At 61.8% G+C, this 19336-nt stretch carries 17 protein-coding genes and 2 pseudogenes; 12 read left to right on the plus strand and 7 right to left on the minus strand.

Features of this window, described 5'->3' with window-relative positions; genetic code table 11:
* Positions 1 to 222: 222 nt before the first annotated feature.
* On the plus strand, positions 223 to 1719 hold the full coding sequence (locus N7E02_RS25205; RefSeq protein WP_286584028.1) for an NAD(P)H-hydrate dehydratase: 1497 nt from the start codon (positions 223 to 225) through the stop codon (positions 1717 to 1719).
* Here the strand turns inward: N7E02_RS25205 and N7E02_RS25210 are convergent.
* Positions 1716 to 2525 (minus strand): DUF72 domain-containing protein, encoded by an 810-nt coding sequence (locus N7E02_RS25210; RefSeq protein WP_286580399.1) that lies wholly within the window; start codon positions 2523 to 2525, stop codon positions 1716 to 1718. The two genes, N7E02_RS25205 and N7E02_RS25210, sit on opposite strands and share 4 nt — an antisense overlap.
* Positions 2526 to 2594: 69 nt before the next feature.
* Between N7E02_RS25210 and N7E02_RS25215 the strand changes: the two genes are divergently transcribed.
* Positions 2595 to 2867: a type II toxin-antitoxin system Phd/YefM family antitoxin gene (locus tag N7E02_RS25215; protein WP_286580400.1), complete on the plus strand. Its 273-nt coding sequence runs from the start codon at positions 2595 to 2597 to the stop codon at positions 2865 to 2867.
* 59 nt (positions 2868 to 2926) lie between these two features.
* Entirely contained in the window at positions 2927 to 3328 is a 402-nt protein-coding gene (locus tag N7E02_RS25220) for a type II toxin-antitoxin system VapC family toxin (protein WP_286584029.1), read from the plus strand.
* On the opposite strand, the pseudogene uvrA reads toward N7E02_RS25220, so the two are convergent.
* A pseudogene (gene uvrA, locus N7E02_RS25225) lies at positions 3276 to 6196 on the minus strand (excinuclease ABC subunit UvrA). The gene N7E02_RS25220 and the pseudogene uvrA overlap by 53 nt on opposite strands.
* A 314-nt stretch (positions 6197 to 6510) precedes the next feature.
* Between uvrA and N7E02_RS25230 the strand changes: the two are divergent.
* Positions 6511 to 7095, plus strand: a complete 585-nt coding sequence (locus tag N7E02_RS25230; RefSeq protein WP_286580402.1) for a single-stranded DNA-binding protein — start codon at positions 6511 to 6513, stop codon at positions 7093 to 7095.
* A gap of 66 nt (positions 7096 to 7161) precedes the next feature.
* A complete protein-coding gene (locus N7E02_RS25235) occupies positions 7162 to 7428 on the plus strand; it encodes a hypothetical protein (RefSeq protein WP_286580404.1) in 267 nt (88 codons plus the stop codon).
* Between the two features lie 8 nt (positions 7429 to 7436).
* On the opposite strand, the gene N7E02_RS25240 is transcribed toward N7E02_RS25235, so the two are convergent.
* Together N7E02_RS25240 and N7E02_RS25245 are read right to left on the minus strand one after the other, a co-directional pair.
* Positions 7437 to 8597: an HPP family protein gene (locus N7E02_RS25240; protein ID WP_286580405.1), complete on the minus strand. Its 1161-nt coding sequence runs from the start codon at positions 8595 to 8597 to the stop codon at positions 7437 to 7439.
* Between the two features lie 113 nt (positions 8598 to 8710).
* A complete protein-coding gene (locus N7E02_RS25245; protein ID WP_286580410.1) occupies positions 8711 to 9340 on the minus strand; it encodes a MarC family protein in 630 nt (209 codons plus the stop codon).
* A 289-nt stretch (positions 9341 to 9629) separates the two neighbouring features.
* Between N7E02_RS25245 and gyrA the strand changes: the two genes are divergently transcribed.
* Positions 9630 to 12464, plus strand: coding sequence for a DNA gyrase subunit A (gyrA, locus tag N7E02_RS25250; protein WP_286580411.1), 2835 nt, complete (start codon positions 9630 to 9632; stop codon positions 12462 to 12464).
* 134 nt (positions 12465 to 12598) lie between these two features.
* On the opposite strand, the gene N7E02_RS25255 is transcribed toward gyrA, so the two are convergent.
* Together N7E02_RS25255 and N7E02_RS25260 are read right to left on the minus strand one after the other, a co-directional pair.
* Positions 12599 to 12733, minus strand: coding sequence for a hypothetical protein (locus N7E02_RS25255; RefSeq protein ID WP_286580412.1), 135 nt, complete (start codon positions 12731 to 12733; stop codon positions 12599 to 12601).
* Positions 12734 to 12762: 29 nt separating this feature from the next.
* Positions 12763 to 12942 (minus strand): hypothetical protein, encoded by a 180-nt coding sequence (locus N7E02_RS25260; protein ID WP_286580414.1) that lies wholly within the window; start codon positions 12940 to 12942, stop codon positions 12763 to 12765.
* Positions 12943 to 13366: 424 nt separating this feature from the next.
* Here N7E02_RS25260 and coaD point away from each other — a divergent pair, with 424 nt between their 5' ends.
* The 5 genes and pseudogenes from coaD (at position 13367) to tgt (ending at position 17304) form a co-directional block, all read left to right on the plus strand.
* Positions 13367 to 13861: a pantetheine-phosphate adenylyltransferase gene (gene coaD / locus N7E02_RS25265; RefSeq protein WP_286580417.1), complete on the plus strand. Its 495-nt coding sequence runs from the start codon at positions 13367 to 13369 to the stop codon at positions 13859 to 13861.
* A 24-nt stretch (positions 13862 to 13885) separates the two neighbouring features.
* The gene (locus tag N7E02_RS25270) at positions 13886 to 14452 is read left to right on the plus strand and encodes a peptidylprolyl isomerase (RefSeq protein WP_286580419.1); all 567 of its coding nucleotides are present in this window, start codon (positions 13886 to 13888) and stop codon (positions 14450 to 14452) included.
* 61 nt (positions 14453 to 14513) lie between these two features.
* The gene (locus tag N7E02_RS25275; protein WP_286580421.1) at positions 14514 to 15023 is read left to right on the plus strand and encodes a peptidylprolyl isomerase; all 510 of its coding nucleotides are present in this window, start codon (positions 14514 to 14516) and stop codon (positions 15021 to 15023) included.
* A 65-nt stretch (positions 15024 to 15088) separates the two neighbouring features.
* Positions 15089 to 16170 (plus strand): annotated as a pseudogene (gene queA, locus N7E02_RS25280) (tRNA preQ1(34) S-adenosylmethionine ribosyltransferase-isomerase QueA).
* On the plus strand, positions 16171 to 17304 hold the full coding sequence (gene tgt / locus N7E02_RS25285) for a tRNA guanosine(34) transglycosylase Tgt (protein WP_286580422.1): 1134 nt from the start codon (positions 16171 to 16173) through the stop codon (positions 17302 to 17304).
* Between the two features lie 160 nt (positions 17305 to 17464).
* Here tgt and N7E02_RS25290 read toward each other — a convergent pair whose 3' ends face one another.
* The gene (locus N7E02_RS25290) at positions 17465 to 17890 is read right to left on the minus strand and encodes a DUF4864 domain-containing protein (protein ID WP_286580424.1); all 426 of its coding nucleotides are present in this window, start codon (positions 17888 to 17890) and stop codon (positions 17465 to 17467) included.
* A 212-nt stretch (positions 17891 to 18102) separates the two neighbouring features.
* Between N7E02_RS25290 and N7E02_RS25295 the strand changes: the two genes are divergently transcribed.
* Positions 18103 to 19248 (plus strand): MFS transporter, encoded by a 1146-nt coding sequence (locus N7E02_RS25295; protein ID WP_286580426.1) that lies wholly within the window; start codon positions 18103 to 18105, stop codon positions 19246 to 19248.
* Positions 19249 to 19336 lie beyond the last annotated feature (88 nt).

A 19336-nucleotide genomic window follows, 5' to 3' on the forward strand; every position in this document is an offset into this window, starting at 1 on the left:
CCTCGTCGATTTTGTCCGCACAGCGTGCATTCCTTCGCAAACTCCCATGGATGTGGCGCGGAACGATGCCAAGTCCAGATTTTTACGGAGAATTCGAGAAAAGTACCGACAGCGGTGCGCAATCGTGCATTTGCATAACAATAATGCAAATGAGGAAATATTGGGCTTCAGCCCGAGATCTTGGAAGCTTGTATTTTGGGCGATGCTACGATCAACTGCGGCATGTTCACAAACCACCGGCATCTCCTTCTCACCCCCGATGAAATGGCCCGCGTCGACAAGGCGGCCGCATCGTCCGGCATCCCGATCTACGACCTCATGGTTCGGGCAGGCTATTCCGTAGCGGCGACCGCATTGGCGCGCTATCCGCAGGCCGAGCGCTTCGTCGTTCTTTGCGGGCCGGGCAATAACGGCGGTGACGGATATGTCGCGGCCTTTGCATTGAAGGATGCCGGCGCAACGGTGGCGGTCTTCGCGCTCGGTGATCCGCAACACCTGAAGGGCGCGGCTGCAACAGCCCGCGACGGCTGGCAAGGCGAGATGAAGGCCATCGAAGCCTATGAGCCGGCGCGGGGAGATGTCGTCATCGACGCCGTCTTCGGATCTGGTCTGACGCGCAATGTGCCGGATGTGATCGCGACGCTCATCGGAAAGGTGAGGGACGCGGGTCTCTCTGTTCTGGCTGTCGATCTTCCTTCCGGTCTCTGTGGTCGTCGCGGCGTGCCACTTGGGGCTGCCTTCAAGGCCGATTGCACCGTCACCTTTATGGCCCGGAAGCCCGGCCATCTCCTCCTGCCAGGTCGGTCGCTCTGCGGTGACATCGAAGTCGCGGACATCGGCATTCCGTGGCGGATCGTCGAGGCGCAGGCCGGCGGCCTGAGCGAAAACGGTCCCCATCTCTGGCGCCATCTACTACCCTCTGTCGGCGCGGATTCTCACAAATACCGACGCGGCCATCTCGCCGTCTTTTCCGGCGAGGCATCGAAGACCGGTGCGGCCCGGCTATCGGCGGAAGCCGGGCTGAAAAGCGGGGCAGGGCTGGTCACGATCGCCTCGCCCGCAGACGCAATGGAGGTCAATGCCGGCCACCTGACCACCGTGATGCTGAAGCCGCTCGATAGGGTCGACGATCTGAAGGATTGGCTGCGGGATGCGCGCTTGCAGACTTTCGTGCTCGGCCCAGGCTTCGGCATCGGCGAAAAGGCGAGGGACTTCGCCCTTGCCCTTGGCGACCGCTCGCTGGTTCTGGATGCCGACGGAATCACGTCCTTCAAGGACGAACCGCAAACCCTGTTCGATGCCTTTTCCGATGGCGCAACTCGTCTGGTGCTGACGCCGCATGGAGGCGAGTTCGCCCGGCTGTTCCCCGACCTTGCGGTGGACGAAACTCTCGGCAAGGTCGAGAAAACCCAAAAGGCAGCCGAACGCGCCCATGCGGCAATCGTCTACAAAGGGGCCGACACGGTGATTGCGGCACCGGATGGCCGCGCCACGATCAATGCGAACGGCCCGCCCTGGCTTGCGACCGCCGGCTCCGGCGACGTTCTGGCGGGCATGATCGGCGCAATGCTGGCCCAGGGCATGCCTGCCTTCGAAGCAGCAGCAGCGGGCGTCTATCTGCATGGTGAAGCTGCCCACATGGCCGGTCCCGGAATGACGGCGGAAGATCTGGCCGAGCATGCGGGCAGGGCGCTCGGTCGGATCGTGGGAGAGCTCTAGTTCTTCCCGACGAGTTCCTGCATCGCCATCGCACCTTGGGGCGCGTTGACCTTGCCCTCGTGGATGAAGAAGGCAAACACGTCGCGTGGCTCCTTCTTCACCTTGCGGGCCTCGTCGACCAATGGCAGATCGCTTGGCACGCCGCCCTGCGACCATGTCTCGAGCCGCTTCGCCCAAGCCTTCATGTCGCCGTCGGCATAGCAGGTCGGAATGTCGTCCGATCCCTTCTGTAGCCGCGCATAGACGAAATCGGCAGTCACATCTGCGATCATCGGATAGTCGAAATGCTCGGCGCAGACGGGCGCGATATTGTATTTTTCGATGAGCGCGACGAATTCCGGCACCTTGAAACTGTCGTGCCGCACCTCGACGACGTGCCGTAGCGGCAGCCCTTCGAGCTTTTCCGGCAGGAGCTTCAGGAAAGCCTCGAAATCCTCAGGCTCGAACTTCTTGGTCGGCGCAAACTGCCAGAGCAGCGGGCCAAGATGATCGCCGAGTTCGACAAGCCCCTGCGTCATGAACTTCTCGATCGATTCACCGGCATCCGCCAGAACCTTGCGGTTCGTGGTGAACCGGCTGGCCTTGAGCGAGAAGATGAACCCGTCCGGCACTTCGGAGGCCCATTTGGCAAAGGTCTCCGGCTTCTGCGAGCCGTAATAGGTGCCGTTCACCTCGATGACCGAAAGCTTGCTCGCGGCAAATTCAAGCTGCCGTTTCTTGGCGAGCTTGTCCGGGTAGAACGTGCCTTCCCATGGCTCGAAGGTCCAGCCGCCGATGCCTGTGCGAATGGTGCCCGAATTGCTCATGATTGCCTCCCGTTGAGATCAGCCGGAACGCCGGCTATAGTGTGAATGCAGGTTGGCTGGAGTGCCATGATGTCGATCGTCAATATTTCCAAGGCAGAGACCGAACTTTCGAAACTCCTCGATCGCGTGGAAGCGGGTGAGGAGGTTGTGATTGCCCGTGACGACAAGCCGGTTGCGAAACTTGTTCTCGTGGAGAGCGTCGATCGACCGCCTCGCCAGGCCGGTCGTTTTGCCCATCTTCGCGACAAACTGCCGGAAAACCTGTTTCTAGAGCCGCTGTCGGAGGATGAGTTGCAAGCCTGGGAAGGCAAATACTCACATCCCGCTGATAATGGCCAATGAGATGCCTTCTCGATACGCACGCCCTCGTCTGGTGGTGGCTCGATAGTCCCCAACTGGGCATGCGCGCGAGGGCGGCGATCACCGATCCAGAAAATGACATATATGTCAGCCCCGTCTCCGCATTCGAAATCGCCCTGAAGCATCGCCTTGGAAAGTGGTCGGAGACCGCGCAGTTTCTCGATACTTTCGAAGCGAACCTCGCTTCGGAGCACTTCATTCCGATTCCCATTTCCATGGCACACGCCAAACTCGCCGGCGAAATCCCCGGTCACCACCGGGATCCTTTCGATCGTCTGCTTGCCGCCCAGTGCAGGCTTGAAAACCTCTCCTCGTCACAGTCGATGCCGCCTTCGCTGAATTCGGCATCGACATCGTATGGTAGCCACATAGGCCTCGGTCGGCGGCGGATCACTCCGCGGCTTCGACCTTCTTTGCCGGGCGCCGCTCCAAAAGTTCCTTGAGGAACTGGCCGGTATAGGACCGCTTTTCCTTGACGATCTGTTCCGGCGTGCCGGCCGCGACGATCTCGCCGCCGCCCGTGCCGCCCTCGGGACCGATATCGATGATCCAGTCGGCCGTTTTGATCACCTCCAGATTGTGCTCGATGACCACGACAGAATTGCCCTGGTTGACCAGTTCGTGCAGCATTTCGAGAAGCTTCGCGACGTCGTGGAAATGCAGGCCGGTGGTCGGCTCGTCGAGAATGTAAAGCGTGCGGCCTGTGGAGCGCTTCGACAGTTCCTTGGCGAGCTTGACGCGCTGCGCCTCGCCGCCCGACAGCGTATTCGCCTGCTGGCCGACCTTGATATAGCCCAGACCGACATCGAACAGCGCCTGCAGCTTGTCGCGCACGGCAGGCACCGCGGAGAAGAACTCGACGCCTTCCTCCACCGTCATGTCCAGAACGTCGGCGATCGACTTGCCCTTAAAATGCACGTCGAGCGTTTCGCGATTGTAGCGCTTGCCGTGGCAGACGTCGCAGGTGACGTAGACGTCCGGCAGGAAGTGCATCTCGATCTTGATGACACCGTCGCCCTGGCAGGCCTCGCAGCGGCCGCCCTTGACGTTGAACGAGAAGCGCCCCGGCGCATAACCGCGCGCCTTGGCTTCCGGCAGGCCCGCAAACCAGTCTCGGATCGGGGTGAAGGCGCCGGTATAGGTTGCCGGGTTGGATCGCGGCGTGCGGCCAATCGGCGACTGGTCGATGTCGATCACCTTGTCGATATGCTCGAAGCCGTCGATCCGGTCATGTTCGGCCGGAATTTCGCGGGCACCCATGACGCGGCGTGCGGCAGACTTGTAGAGCGTCTCGATCAGGAAGGTGGACTTGCCGCCGCCCGAGACACCGGTCACGGCAGTAAAGACGCCGAGCGGCACCGCCGCCGTCACGTTCTTCAGATTGTTGCCGCGGGCGCCAAAGACCTTGAGTTCCTTGCCCTTCTTGGGCTTGCGGCGCTCCGTCGGCACGGCGACACCGAGTTCGCCCGACAGGTATTTGCCGGTCATCGACTTCGGATTTGCCATAACCTGCTGCGGCGTGCCTTCGGCGACCACGGTGCCGCCATGGATGCCGGCCGCCGGACCGATATCGACCACGTAATCGGCGGTCAGGATCGCGTCCTCGTCATGCTCGACGACGATGACCGTATTGCCGATGTCGCGCAGGTGCTTGAGCGTATCGAGCAGCCGCGCATTGTCACGCTGGTGCAGGCCGATCGACGGCTCGTCCAGCACGTAGAGGACGCCGGTAAGGCCCGAGCCGATCTGCGACGCGAGCCGGATGCGCTGGCTCTCGCCGCCAGACAGCGTGCCCGAATTGCGCGACAGGCTGAGATAGTCGAGCCCGACATCGTTAAGGAACTGCAGGCGCTCGCGGATTTCCTTGAGGATGCGGACTGCGATCTCGTTCTGCTTTGCGTTCAGATGTTCCGGCAGCGCCGAGAACCAGTCGCGCGCCACCTTGATCGACATCTCGGTGGTTTCGCCGATATGCAGCTTGTTGATCTTCACCGCCAGCGCTTCCGGCTTCAGGCGGTAGCCGGCGCAGGCCGGGCAGGGGGCCGCCGACATGTAGCGCTCGATCTCCTCGCGCGCCCATGCGCTGTCGGTTTCCTTCCAGCGGCGCTCCAGGTTCGGCACGATGCCTTCGAAGGTCTTGGTCGTCTTGTAGGAGCGCGCGCCGTCGGCGTAGTTGAACTCGATCTTTTCCTCGGTGCCCTGCAGGATCGCGGTCTGCGCCTCGCCGGACAGCTTGTCCCAGCGGTCGGACAGCTTGAAGCCGAACACCTTGCCGAGACCTTCGAGCGTCTGGTTGTAATAGGGCGACGAGGACTTGGCCCACGGCGCAATCGCGCCGTCGCGAAGCGTACGCGCCGGTTCCGGCACGATCAGGTTCTGGTCCACCTTCTGCTGCGAACCGAGACCGTCGCAGGTCGGGCAGGCGCCGAAGGGGTTGTTGAAGGAGAACAGCCGCGGCTCGATTTCCGGAATGGTGAAGCCGGAAACCGGGCAGGCGAATTTTTCGGAAAACAGCACCCGCTCGTGGGTCTCGTTCAGCGACTTGTTGGCCGATCCGCCGGCCGCGGTCTCGTTGGCCGGTAGCGGCTTATCGGCAAACTCGGCGACGGCAAGGCCATCGGCCAGTTTCAGAGAGGTCTCGAGACTATCCGCCAGACGCGCGGAAATATCCGGCCGCACGACGAGACGGTCGACGACGACGTCGATGTCATGCTTGTATTTCTTGTCGAGCGCCGGCACGTCCGCAATCTCGTAGAACTGGCCATCAACCTTGACGCGCTGAAAGCCCTTTTTCATCAGGTCGGCGAGTTCTTTCTTATACTCGCCCTTTCGGCCGCGGATCATCGGCGCCAGGATATAGAGGCGCGTTCCCTCTTCGAAATCGAGCACGCGATCAACCATCTGGCTGACCGTCTGGCTTTCGATCGGCAGTCCAGTCGCGGGAGAATAGGGAACGCCGACACGCGCGAAGAGAAGACGCATGTAGTCGTAGATCTCGGTGACCGTGCCGACCGTCGAGCGCGGATTGCGCGAGGTCGTCTTCTGCTCGATCGAGATCGCCGGTGACAGGCCGTCGATCTGGTCGACATCCGGCTTCTGCATCATTTCCAGGAACTGCCGCGCATAGGCCGAAAGACTTTCCACGTAGCGGCGCTGACCCTCGGCATAGATGGTGTCGAAGGCGAGGAAGACTTGCCCGAACCGGAAAGGCCGGTCATCACGATCAGCGAGTTGCGGGGCAGATCGAGATCGATGCCCTTCAAATTGTGCTCGCGCGCACCACGTATGGAAATGGTCTTGAGTTCGCTCATCGTCATGCCTTTTGGGAGGCCCATCTGGGAGGATTGAAGGCCCTTATGTAGTGATTGATCCGCCCCTGTCGAGGCGAAACTGCTGCAACGCGGCGAGGGTTCCGAGTCCGTTGACAGGAGTATAGGATTAAAATAGAACAAATAAAGAACAAAATTCACCCAATTGCATTTCCATCACGAAGTCTGTTTTTTCAGCGGCTGGCGGTTTGCTTGTGGATGATGGGCAAGGGGAGGTCGCGCCTTGCCGGGCCTGTGGTCTATGGTGAATGAATTGGTTTTGAGCCGCGGTGGCGGCAGAGTAAGGTGAGAAGATTATGGCAGGTAGCGTCAACAAGGTCATCCTGATCGGCAACGTGGGGGCTGACCCCGAAATCCGTCGGACCCAGGACGGCCGCCCGATCGCCAACCTTCGCATCGCGACGTCGGAAACCTGGCGCGATCGCAATTCCGGCGAGCGCAAGGAAAAGACGGAATGGCACACTGTCGTCGTCTTCAACGAAGGCCTCTGCAAGGTCGTCGAGCAGTATGTGAAGAAGGGTGCCAAGCTCTATATCGAAGGCGCGCTGCAGACCCGCAAATGGCAGGACCAGAACGGCAACGACCGTTACTCGACGGAAGTCGTGCTGCAGGGCTTCAACTCGACCCTGACCATGCTGGATGGTCGCGGCGATGGCGGTGGTGACCGCGGTGGCTACGGCGGCGGTCGCGGCGGCTCGAGCGATTTCGGCGGCGGCGGTGACGATTTCGGTGGCGGTTACGGCGGTGGCGGCAACGACTACGACCGCCCGCGCTCCGGCGGCCAGGGTGGCAATCAGGGCAGCGGTGGCCAGGGTGGCCGCGGCGGCCAGTCCTCGGGCGGAAACTTCTCCCGCGACCTTGACGATGACATCCCGTTCTGATGCAAAAGGCGCCGCAAGGCGCCTTTTCCTTTGGCAGGCTGCGTATTTTGATAGCGAGGAATTTTTATGAGTGAAGTTGCATCGACCCAGAAAGTGCCGGCGACCTGGCGGATCGTTCTTGCCGCCATCCTGGATTTCTTCACCATCTTCTGGGTGGCAGGATTCGCCGTGGCCATGATCTTCGGCGGAACGACGGACAAGGGCTTCTCGCTGGAAGGCGGTCCGGCTCTTCTCTGCTTCGCGCTGATGGTCGCCTATTTCGTCGTCTTCAACAAATATCTCGGCGGAACCATCTGGAAGCGGATCCTCAAGGCGAAGCGGACCGATCGCTGAAGGCTGATTTAAGAGCGGGCATGATCTTTCGCGGCGTCCTGAAGCGTCGCGATCAGCACGTCGGACTGGGAGAGAATTCCCGCCATCTTGTTGTTTTCGTCAACGACGGGGAGATAATGCAGGCCCTGTTCGGCAAACATGATGATCGCATCGGAGAGTGATGCTTCCGGGCGGATCGTCTTGACCGGCGTCGTCATGATGTTCTTGACGGTTCCGCTGGTGGCCGTCGCGCCTTGCGCCATCAATCGCATACGCTGACGAAAGCCGATCGTCGGCTGCCCTCCGGTCCAGTTGGGCTTGTCGAGGAAATCGGTCTGGGTGACGATGCCGACAATTTCGGCCGTGTCATTGGTCACGGGCAATGCTTTCAGGTGGCGGTCGCGCATCAGCCTGTGGGCGTGGCGCAGCGTTTCATCCGGCGATACCGCGACGACGTCCCGGCTCATGACGTCTGCACAGGTCAGATGGCCCGCACGCCGCCGGTAGGAGCGCAGCTCCGTGCGACGCAGGATGTTTTCCAGGTCATCCCGATCGATATCCAGCACCTGATCGTAGTCCTTCAACACCTCGTCGAGGTCTTCCGAACGGAAGCCTATCCTCTCTACGGGGCTCGGATCATTCGTGCCGTGGCCGGGAGCCGGCATTTTCGGCGCATGTGGGTAGGCTCGCCCGGTAAGGTTGTTGAAAGCCAGCGCCAGCACGAGCATGGCGATGGAATTGCCCAACACAGGCCACAGCACGAAGCCATAACCGAGGTTCTGGATTGCCGGGCCGCCAAGCACCGCTGTCAGCGCAATGGCGCCGCTCGGCGGATGAAGGCAGCGAAAGGTCATCATCAGGGCGATGGCGACACCGATCGCGACCGCGGCAGCTGCAAAGACGTTGGAAATCAGGAGGGATGCGCTGACACCGACGAAAGCAGCAACAACATTGCCGCCGAGTATCGACCAAGGTTGAGCCAGCGGGCTTGAAGGAACCGCAAACAGAAGCACTGCAGACGCGCCCATGGGGGCAATGATTGCCGGGAGGGCCGGACCAAGGCCTATGACGGAGCCGCCGATAATGCCAGTTACCAGGATGCCGATGAAAGCGCCCGCCGCGGCCCGTAGCCGCTCCTGGCGACTGACCGGCGGCGTATCCGGCACGATCCTGCGCAAGAGTGATTGCAAGGTTTTCCTCCGCTTTCGTCGAAGCAACCGGCCTCCGAGGCCTCGCGACCACGCGAGCTTCTAACAGGAATTATCGGCTTGTCATGTGCCGGATCGGCAGGCTTCGTGATGACCTAGAGATTGAAGGCTGCCCGCACGCCGTCGACGACGAACTGCACGGAGAGCGCGGCGAGGATAACGCCGAGGAGTCGCGTCAGGATCGCCCGCCCGGTGACACCGAGAAAGCGGTCCAGCTTTTCGGCCAGGAGCAGGGTGAGATAGAGAGTGACCATCATCAGCGCCAGCACGCCGATCAACAATGCCCGGTCGAATGGGGCAGTAAATGTGCCGGCAAGCAGAACGGTAGCCGATATCGCGCCGGGCCCGGCAATCAGCGGAATGGCGAGCGGAAAGACGGCAAGGTCGCGAAGGTGGTCGATGGTGACCGCCGCCTGCGATGTCTTCTCCTTGCGCTCCTGGCGTCGCTCGAACACCATCTCGAAGGATATCCAGAAGAGCAGCAGGCCACCGGCGATGCGGAAAGCGCCCATTGAAATGCCGAGCAGTCCGAGCACGCCCGCGCCGAACAGGGCAAAGACGGTGAGGATGCCGAAGGCGATGATCGAGCCGCGCAACGCCACTTGGCGGCGCTGTGCCGCCGTCATGCCGACCGTCAGCCCGAGAAAGACCGGCGCAAGACCTGGAGGGTCGAGCGTTACCAGCATCGTCGTCATCGCATTGATCAGCGCGTCGGCGGTGGCCATGTCCTGTCCTTTTCGTTTGCGAACGCGCCATCGCGTATCGGCCTGTCTAAGCTCGCGGCTGTAGAAGATTGCGCCACACGCTGCAAGGGTGGGGTTGCGCGGCTTCGCGCCATATCCTATGCCCGATCAGCGACAAAGCGCACCTGCCTGTCTTGGCAGGCGGGCAATTGCCTTCCTTCGGTCGCAAAACCTGTTCAAAACCTGAACGGAAAAGGTGGGGAAATTGGCGCTTCCCATACCTTTCCGATATAAAAAGCCACCTGATTCCGAATAGAGATCGTGATCCGTTTTGACTGAGCAAAGCACACCCGGCGGCGGAAAGCTGCCCCCAGGCATCGAACCCATTTCCATCATGGAAGAGATGCAGCGGTCCTATCTCGATTACGCCATGAGCGTGATCGTCAGCCGCGCGCTTCCCGATGTCCGTGACGGCCTGAAGCCGGTCCATCGCCGCATTCTTTACGGCATGTCCGAACTCGGCATCGACTGGAACAAGAAATACGTCAAATGCGCCCGCGTTACCGGGGACGTGATGGGTAAATACCATCCGCACGGCAACTCGGCGATCTATGATGCGCTGGCCCGTATGGCGCAGGACTGGTCGCTTCGCCTGCCGCTGATCGACGGCCAGGGCAATTTCGGCTCGATCGACGGCGATCCGCCGGCAGCCGAGCGCTATACCGAATGTCGCCTTGAAAAGGCTGCTCATTCCCTGCTCGACGATCTCGACAAGGAAACCGTCGATTTCCGCGACAACTATGACGGCACGCTGTCGGAGCCCGTCGTAGTTCCAGCGAAATTCCCGAACCTGCTGGTCAACGGCGCAGGCGGCATCGCCGTCGGCATGGCGACCAACATCCCGCCGCACAATCTCGGCGAAGTCATCGAAGGCTGTATCGCACTGATCGACAATCCGGCGATCGACCTGCCACAGATGATGGAAATCATCCCCGGTCCGGACTTCCCGACCGGCGCGATGATCCTCGGTAGGAACGGCATCCGCTCGGCCTACGAGACCGGCCGCGGTTCGGTGATGATGCGTGGCGTCGCCACCGTCGAGCCGATGCGCGGTGATCGCGAGCAGATCATCGTTACCGAAGTTCCCTTCCAGGTGAATAAGGCCTCGATGATCGAAAAGATGGCCGAACTGGTCAAGGAAAAGCGCATTGAGGGCATTTCCGACCTGCGCGACGAATCCGACCGTCAGGGCTACCGCGTCGTCATCGAGCTGAAGCGCGATGCCAATGCCGATGTCATCCTGAACCAGCTCTATCGCTACACGCCGCTGCAGACATCCTTCGGCTGCAACATGGTGGCGCTAAACGGCGGCAAGCCGGAACAGCTGACGCTGCTCGACATGCTGCGGGCCTTCGTCTCTTTCCGCGAGGAAGTGGTCAGCCGCCGCACGAAATACCTGCTGCGCAAGGCGCGTGAGCGCGCCCACGTCTTGGTCGGTCTGGCGATCGCTGTCGCCAATATCGACGAAGTCATCGCGCTCATCCGTCGTGCGCCCGATCCGGCGACCGCCCGCGAGCAGTTGATGACCCGCCGCTGGCCGGCTCATGACGTCGAGGGTCTTATCCGCCTGATCGACGATCCGCGCCACAAGATCAACGATGACGCGACCTACAACCTTTCGGAAGAGCAGGCCCGTGCCATCCTCGAACTGCGTCTTGCCCGCCTGACCGCTCTCGGCCGCGATGAAATCGCCGACGAGTTGAACAAGATCGGCGCCGAGATTTCGGATTACCTCGACATCCTGTCGTCGCGGGTCCGCATCCAGACGCTGGTCAAGGAAGAACTCGCCGCCGTTCGCGACGAGTTCGGCACGCCGCGCCGCACCCAGATCCTCGATGCCGGCCTCGACATGGACGATGAGGATCTCATCGCCCGCGAGGACATGGTCGTGACCGTGTCGCATCTCGGCTACATCAAGCGCGTTCCGCTCAACACCTACCGCGCCCAGCGTCGCGGCGGTAAGGGGCGCTCCGGCATGGCGACGCGCGACGAGGATTTCGTCTCGCGCCTCTTCGTGGTCAACACCCATACGCCGGTCCTGTTCTTCTCCTCGCGTGGCATCGTCTACAAGGAAAAGGTCTGGCGCCTGCCGATCGGCACGCCGCAGTCCCGCGGCAAGGCCCTGATCAACATGCTGCCGCTGGAACCCGGCGAACGCATCACCACGATCATGCCGCTGCCCGAGGACGAGGATAGCTGGGCAAACCTCGACGTCATGTTCGCGACGACCCGCGGCACCGTTCGCCGCAACAAGCTGTCGGACTTCGTTCAGGTCAACCGCAACGGCAAGATCGCCATGAAGCTCGAGGAAGAGGGTGACGAAATCCTCTCCGTCGAGACTTGCACGGCACCGAACCACGCAATCGGCATTCCCGGCGATGACGTGCTGCTGACGACGGCGCTCGGCCAGGCGATCCGCTTCCCGGTCGATGAGGTCCGCGTCTTTGCGGGCCGCAACTCGATCGGCGTGCGCGGCATCAATCTCGGCGACGGCGACCGCATCATCTCGATGACGATCGTCAGCCATGTCGATGCGGAACCGTGGGAGCGTGCCGCTTACCTGAAACGTTCGGCGACCGAACGCCGCGCTGCCGGCGTGGACGAGGAAGACATCGCTCTCGTCGGCGAGGAAGTCACCGAAGAGGGACAGTTGACCGACGAACGCTACGAAGACCTCAAGGCACGCGAACAGTTCGTGCTGACGGTCTCGGAAAAGGGCTTCGGCAAGCGTTCGTCGTCCTACGACTTCCGCACATCCGGCCGCGGCGGCAAGGGCATCCGCGCCACCGACACGTCCAAGACCAACGAGATCGGCGAACTCGTCGCGGCCTTCCCGGTTGAAGACGGCGACCAGATCATGCTGGTTTCGGATGGCGGTGTTCTCATCCGCGTTCCGGTCGGCGGTATCCGTATCGCCAGCCGCGCCACCAAGGGCGTCACCATCTTCTCCACCGCCAAGGACGAGAAGGTCGTATCCGTCGAGCGCATCAGCGAGCCGGAAGCAGAAGATGAAGCTGCCGACGATTTGGCCGAAGGTGCAGGGGATGCCGGCGATGCGACCGACAACGGTTCGGATCCGGAAGCCGGCGAAGACAACGGCGCCTGAGGGCGCCGTTAATGTGCCGCTCCAACCGGGCGGCGCATCCTTCTGGAACAGAACGAAGAAAAGCCGGAGAACCAAAGTTCTCCGGCTTTTAATTGAATGCCATCGCGGGGCCTTGGGAGGACGGCGTTCTCTCGTCAGAACGCCGTGTGGCGACGGGCAAAATTCTCGATATCCTCGCGCTCTCGGCGAAGTTCGGACAATGTAGATGCCAGGAGCGCGACGCACAGGCTGCTGATCAGTCCGGCGAGTGTCGTAAGCGTCACGATCATGGTGCGCTCCGAATACCGACGGTTCCGGCTCAGTAGACGGACGGGCTGTTGTAGGTGCCGGTAACCTGCGGATAGCTGATTTCGGTCGTGTTGGAACGATCCTGATACAGCGTGACGGTTGCTGCCAGCATCATGGCGATCATCGAGGTCCAAACCAGGTTGATCATCGCGACCTTGTCGAGCATGAGCGAGTTCTTTCTCGTGAACATCTCCGTCTTCCTTTTCTTTTGCCTGATCGCTTCATGCGAACAGGTTCCACCGCATTTTGAGAGGAACTTATCTGAACGCCTCTGAAGCGACCCTGAAGGGTCCGTTCATCTGGCATTCATCTTTCTCGGCCTTAGGCCTCGATCTGGTCTGCGGCGATCAGCAGTGCCTCCAGCATCAGGGATGCGAATACTGCGGCGATCACGATCAGGACCAGCATGCGTTTCTCTCACGACACGGACGGGATGTTTCCCGCCACGGTTTGCAATAAAGCAGGTTGCTGCTGAAACGACCCTGAAGGCTCCGTTCATCCTGCGTTCAGGCGCACAACCCTTGCGCAGGCGCGGCCGACGTGACAAAAGGCCGATGAATTTTCACCGGCATTTTTTGCCAGGGCGCCCGGTGGGCCAGGTACGAAGGCAAGGCATGACGACCGCTTTTTATCCCGGTTCTTTCGATCCGATGACGAACGGGCATCTCGATGTGCTCGTTCAGGCGCTTGAAGTGGCCGACGGGGTCATCGTCGCGATCGGCGTTCATCCCGGCAAGACGCCGCTCTTTTCCTTCGAGGAGCGGGCGGATCTGATCCGTGCCTCGCTTGCGGACGCGCTTCCCGAAAAGGCAGGCAACATAGACGTCGTGTCCTTCGATCGTCTGGTCGTGGATGCGGCCCGCGCCAACGGCGCGAGACTGCTTATCCGCGGGCTGCGCGACGGCACCGACCTCGATTATGAAATGCAGATGGCCGGCATGAACCGCCAGATGGCGCCGGATGTGCAGACGGTCTTCCTGCCCGCCGGCACGGCGTCGCGGCCCATAACCGCCACATTGGTTCGCCAGATCGCCTCCATGGGCGGCGATGTGAGTGCCTTCGTGCCGGCGCCGGTTCTTGCCGCCCTCAAGTCGAAATTCGTCCGCTGATTGTTCCGAAACACGGAGTTTACAATGAAATTGCTTCATCTCGGCTTTGCCGGTCTGGTTGCCCTCGCATCGACGATGACTGTGGCCCATGCCGACGACCTTCTGACCATCCAGCTGAAGGACGGTCCGGTCGTCATCAAGCTCGCGCCGGACGTGGCGCCGAAGCATGTCGCCCAGATCGAGGCGCTGGCGCAGAAGGGCGAATACGACAATGTCGTCTTCCACCGCGTCATCGACGGCTTCATGGCGCAGACCGGCGATGTCGAGTTCGGCAAGCAGGGCGGCCCGAAGTTCAACCCGCAGCGCGCCGGCATGGGCGGTTCCGAAATGCCGGATATTCCGGCCGAATTTTCCAAGGTGCCGTTCAAGCGCGGCACGGTCGGGATGGCCCGCTCGCAGGATCCGAACTCCGCCAATTCGCAGTTCTTCATCATGTTCGATGAGGGTGCCTTCCTGAACGGCCAGTACACGGTCGTCGGCCAGGTCCAGTCCGGCATGGAATTCGTCGACAAGATCAAGCGCGGCGAGGGCGGCAATGGCGAAGTGACCAACCCCGACAAAATGGTCAAGGTCACCGTTACCAAGAAATAACGGCGCCGAGCGCCAACGCTTTCAATATAGAAGAGCCTCAAAGGCAAAGAAGGAGACATACATGGCCGAGATCAAGGATCCCGAAAACACCCTCATCATGCAGACGACGAAGGGCCAGGTCATCATCTCGCTGCTTCCGGACCTCGCACCGGAACATGTCGCCCGCATCAAGGAACTGGCACGCGAAGAAGCCTATGACGGCGTTGTTTTCCACCGCGTCATTCCCGACTTCATGGCCCAGACCGGTGACGTCAAGTTCGGCAAGAAGGGCGGCGAAAGCTTCAACCCGTCGCGCGCCGGCATGGGCGGTTCCGACAAGCCGGACCTGAAGGCTGAATTCTCGGCCGTTCCGCACGTTCGCGGCACCTGCTCCATGGCCCGTTCGCAGAGCCCGAACTCGGCCAACTCGCAGTTCTTCATCTGCTTCACGGACGCTCCGTGGCTGAACAAGCAGTACACCGTCTGGGGCCAGGTCATCGAAGGCATGGACATCATCGACCAGATCAAGAAGGGCGAGCCGGTCCAGGACCCGGATTCGATCACTTCGGTCCGCGTCGCAGCCGACGTTTAATTCGACCTGACGATTTTGGCCCGCTCCGTCACTTGAGGCGGGGCGGGTCTGCTTTTGAGAGAACCATGCGCGTCGACCTATTCGATTTCGATCTGCCGGAAGAAAACATTGCGCTGCGGCCCGCAAGCCCGCGGGACAGCGCGCGGTTTCTTGTCGTGCGTCCGGATTCCGATCCGGTGCTGGCCGATCATCGCGTGTCGGAACTCGCGGATTTCCTGAAGCCCGGTGATGCGCTGGTCTTCAACGATACCAAGGTCATCCCCGCACAGCTCGAAGGCATCCGTCATCGCGAAGGGGCGGGGGTCAGCAGGTTTCGGCAACGCTGCACATGCGCACCGCCGCCGATGTCTGGAAGGCCTTCGCCAAGCCCGGCAAGCGCATCAAGATCGGTGACCGCATCGAATTCGGCCATTCCGGCGACACCTGCATGGTCGGATCGCTCTCGGCGACCGTCGAGGAGAAAGGTGAGGGCGGCGAGGTCACGCTTCGTTTCGATCTTTCCGGCCCGGCGCTCGACGAGGCGATCATGTCCGTCGGCCATATCCCGCTGCCGCCCTACATCGCCGCCAAGCGCGCCGAAGACGCCAAGGACCGACAGGACTACCAGACCATCTATGCCCGCGAGGAGGGCGCCGTCGCGGCCCCGACCGCCGGCCTGCATTTCACGCCGGATCTGTTTGCAAAGCTCGACGCTGCCGGTATCGAACGCCACTTCGTCACGCTTCATGTGGGCGCCGGCACGTTCCTGCCGATGAAGGTGGACGATACGGTCGATCACAAGATGCATCAGGAAATCGGTTACGTCAGCGCCGAGACGGCCGAAAGGCTCAATGCCGTGAAGGCGAGGGGCGGGCGCATCGTCTGTGTCGGCACCACGTCGCTGCGCCTCATCGAGAGCGCGGCTGCCGAAGACGGCAGGATCGAGCCCTGGACCGGCCCGACCGGCATCTTCATCACGCCCGGTTACCGCTTCAAGGCGGTGGACATGCTCATGACCAATTTCCACCTGCCGAAATCCACCCTGTTCATGCTCGTCTCGGCCTTCTGTGGCCTCGAGACGATGCAGAGCGCTTACGCCCATGCCATTCAGGCGGGCTACCGCTTTTATTCCTATGGCGATTCCAGCCTGCTTTTCCGGAAAGACTAGATGACCAGCGAGAACTTCCAGTTCACCCTGAAGAAGACCGATGGCGGCGCCCGCCTCGGCGAAGTGTCGATGCCGCGCGGCACGATCCGTACCCCGGCCTTCATGCCGGTCGGCACCGTCGGCACGGTCAAGGCCATGTATCTCGACCAGGTGAAGGATACCGGCGCCGACATCATCCTCGGCAATACCTATCACCTGATGCTGCGCCCGGGCGCCGAACGCGTCGCCCGCCTCGGTGGCCTTCACAAGCTGATCCGCTGGGATGGCCCGATCCTGACGGATTCGGGCGGCTTCCAGGTCATGTCGCTGTCGGGCCTCAGGAAGCTCGACGAGAGGGGCGTCACCTTCAAGAGCCATATCGACGGCTCGCTGCATCACATGTCGCCGGAACGCTCGATCGAGATCCAGGGCCTGCTTGGCTCCGATATCCAGATGCAGCTCGACGAATGCGTGGCGCTGCCCGCCGAGCCGCGCGAGATCGAACGCGCCATGGAAATGTCGCTGCGCTGGGCCGAACGCTGCCGCGTTGCCTTTGGCGAGCAGCCGGGCAAGGCGATGTTCGGCATCGTCCAGGGCGGCGACCAGCCGGCGTTGCGTGTCCGCTCGGCGGAAGGCCTGAAACAGCTGGATCTTAAGGGCTATGCGGTCGGCGGCCTTGCCGTCGGCGAGCCGCAGGATGTCATGCTCTCCATGCTGGAGACGACGCTGCCGGTCCTGCCGGCCGAAAAGCCGCGCTACCTGATGGGCGTCGGCACGCCGGACGACATGCTGAAATCGGTTGCCCGCGGTATCGACATGTTCGACTGCGTCATGCCGACCCGCTCCGGCCGCCACGGCCTGGCCTTTACCCGCCGCGGCCGCGTCAACCTGCGCAATGCCCGCCACGCCGAGGACATGCGCCCGCTCGACGGGGAATCGAACTGCCCGGCCGCCCGCGATTATTCCCGCGCCTACCTGCACCACCTCTGCCGCTCCGACGAGGCGCTCGGCGGCATGCTGCTTTCCTGGAACAATCTCAATTACTACCAGGACCTGATGAAGGGCATCCGCCAGTCGATCGAGGAAGGCCGCTTTGCGGACTTCTATGCGCAGACGCAGGAGGAATGGGCGAAGGGCGATATCGATCCGGTGTGAGGGCGCTTTTGGCTAATCTCCCCCTTGTGGGGGAGATGCCCGGCAGGGCAGAGGGGGTGTCTCCACACACTCCTCGCACAATGAATTCGCCGCACCACCCCCTCTGTCACTTCGTGACATCTCCCCCACAAGGGGGAGATATGGGGAGCAAGCCGCCTGCTCAAATCCCCTGGCTGGCCGTATTCCGCATCATCCTGACACCATTCACCTTATACGATCCGTCATCCATCAGCCGCATCTCGTAGATCGCGGTCCAGTCCTTGCCCTCCTTGGCACTGATCATCACCTCCTGGAACACCAGCTCGCCGCCGGCGACCAGTTTGGACCGGCCGAAGGCATAGTTGCCGGCGTGATAGACCGGCTCGTAGTTCTTCTGCACCATCGTGAGAAACGTGTCCTTGTCCGGATAGATACTGCGGATATCCGGCGAGGCGTAGGAATAGGCGCGGTCCGCATCGTCTGCGATCAGCGCATCGATCTGGCCGGAAATCACAGCCTGCGCATCGGCGACCGGATCTTCGGCATGGGCGGCGGGAACGGATACGAGAACAAGCGACGCAACGAGAGAGGCAAATCGAACGGCCATCGGACGGTCTCCAGCAACGATCATCGAATGTTAGCGCGTTTCTCGATGCTGAAAAGATGGGCGTGCGGATTTTTTCATCAAGCAAGCTATTTGCCACGCTGTTTTGTCGAAAATCGTTTCCGGCGGCGCAGGGCAGGGTCCCGTCATACGCGCTTGTCCTGCTTGTGGCCTGCTGCCACCAATGACGTGACTGATTCGATCGGAATGCCCTGATGACCCTGCTGCCGCCGGCGCTGCTTTATTTCAGCAACGCGATCCTCTTCATCTCGCTCTTCACCCGCCTGCCATCCATCCAGGAGGCGATGCAGATCGACAAGGCGGTGCTGGGCCTGGCACTCCTCAGTGCGCCGGTCGGCACGTTCCTGGCGCTGCCGCTGGCCGGACGCATCACCGACCGCCTCACACCTCGGATCACTGCCGTCGTCACGCTGCCCATCGTCGCGCTGCTGAGCCCGCTTCTTACCATCTTCTCGCTGCCGGGCTTCGTCCTCTGCTTTTTCCTGTTCGGCTTCGTCCGCACCATTTTCGATGTCTCCGCCAACATGATTTCCGCCGGCATCGAGCGGCGCACCGGCGTCAAGGTTCTGTCGCGCAGTCACGGATTCTGGTCGGTCGGCCTGCTCTTCGGTTCGCTGGCCTCCGGCTTTCTGGCGGGCGAGGGCATCTCGCCGACGATCCAGCAGAGCATGGCCGCCGCGCTGGCCCTGCTGGCCTGCCTCACGGTCTTCCTGCTGATGCCCGCCGAACCTCCGGCGGCACCGCCCGCCGTGCGCCGCTCGGCCTATGTTATGCCGGACCGCATCATCGTCCTCATCTGCGTCATGGTCTTCGGCCTCTGCATCGTCGAAGGCGCGGTCTATGACTGGGGCATCTTCTACCTGCGCGAGGTGATGGGTGCCGATCCCGCGCTTGCCGGCATGCTCTATGCCGCGTTTACCGTCGGCATGGGCGCCACCCGGATGGCCGGCGACATGCTGCGCGACAGGTTCGGCGCACTTGCCCTGATCCGCATGTCGGCGATCACCGTCGCCGCCGGCATCATCCTGCTGGTGACGGCGCAATCCTCCACCATGGCAGGCGCGGCACTCTTCCTGATCGGCTGCGGCATCGCGCTGGCATTCCCGCTCGCGGTCGCCACCACGATCGCTCTCGGCAAGGGCCAGCCGTCGGAAAATCTCGCGGCGCTCGCTCTCACCTTGATGCTCTCGACGATCGGCGTGCCGCCGCTGCTCGGTTTCGTCGCCGAGCATGTCAGCCTGTCGGCCGCCTTCATCGTGCTTTTGCCCTGTGTTTTCCTCAGCTTCCTGATGGCGCCGGTGGCGGAAGGAAAACGCCCGTTCCGCCTGCGCATGCGATAGCTGTGGGAAAACGGGGAAGGGAGGTTTTGGCGGGATGGCCTGCCCCTAATTGGCCATAAGAATGGATCAGGTCTTGAGCGATCGGGCC

This window comes from Terrirhizobium terrae (assembly GCF_030323265.1).
Classification (GTDB): domain Bacteria; phylum Pseudomonadota; class Alphaproteobacteria; order Rhizobiales; family Rhizobiaceae; genus Neorhizobium.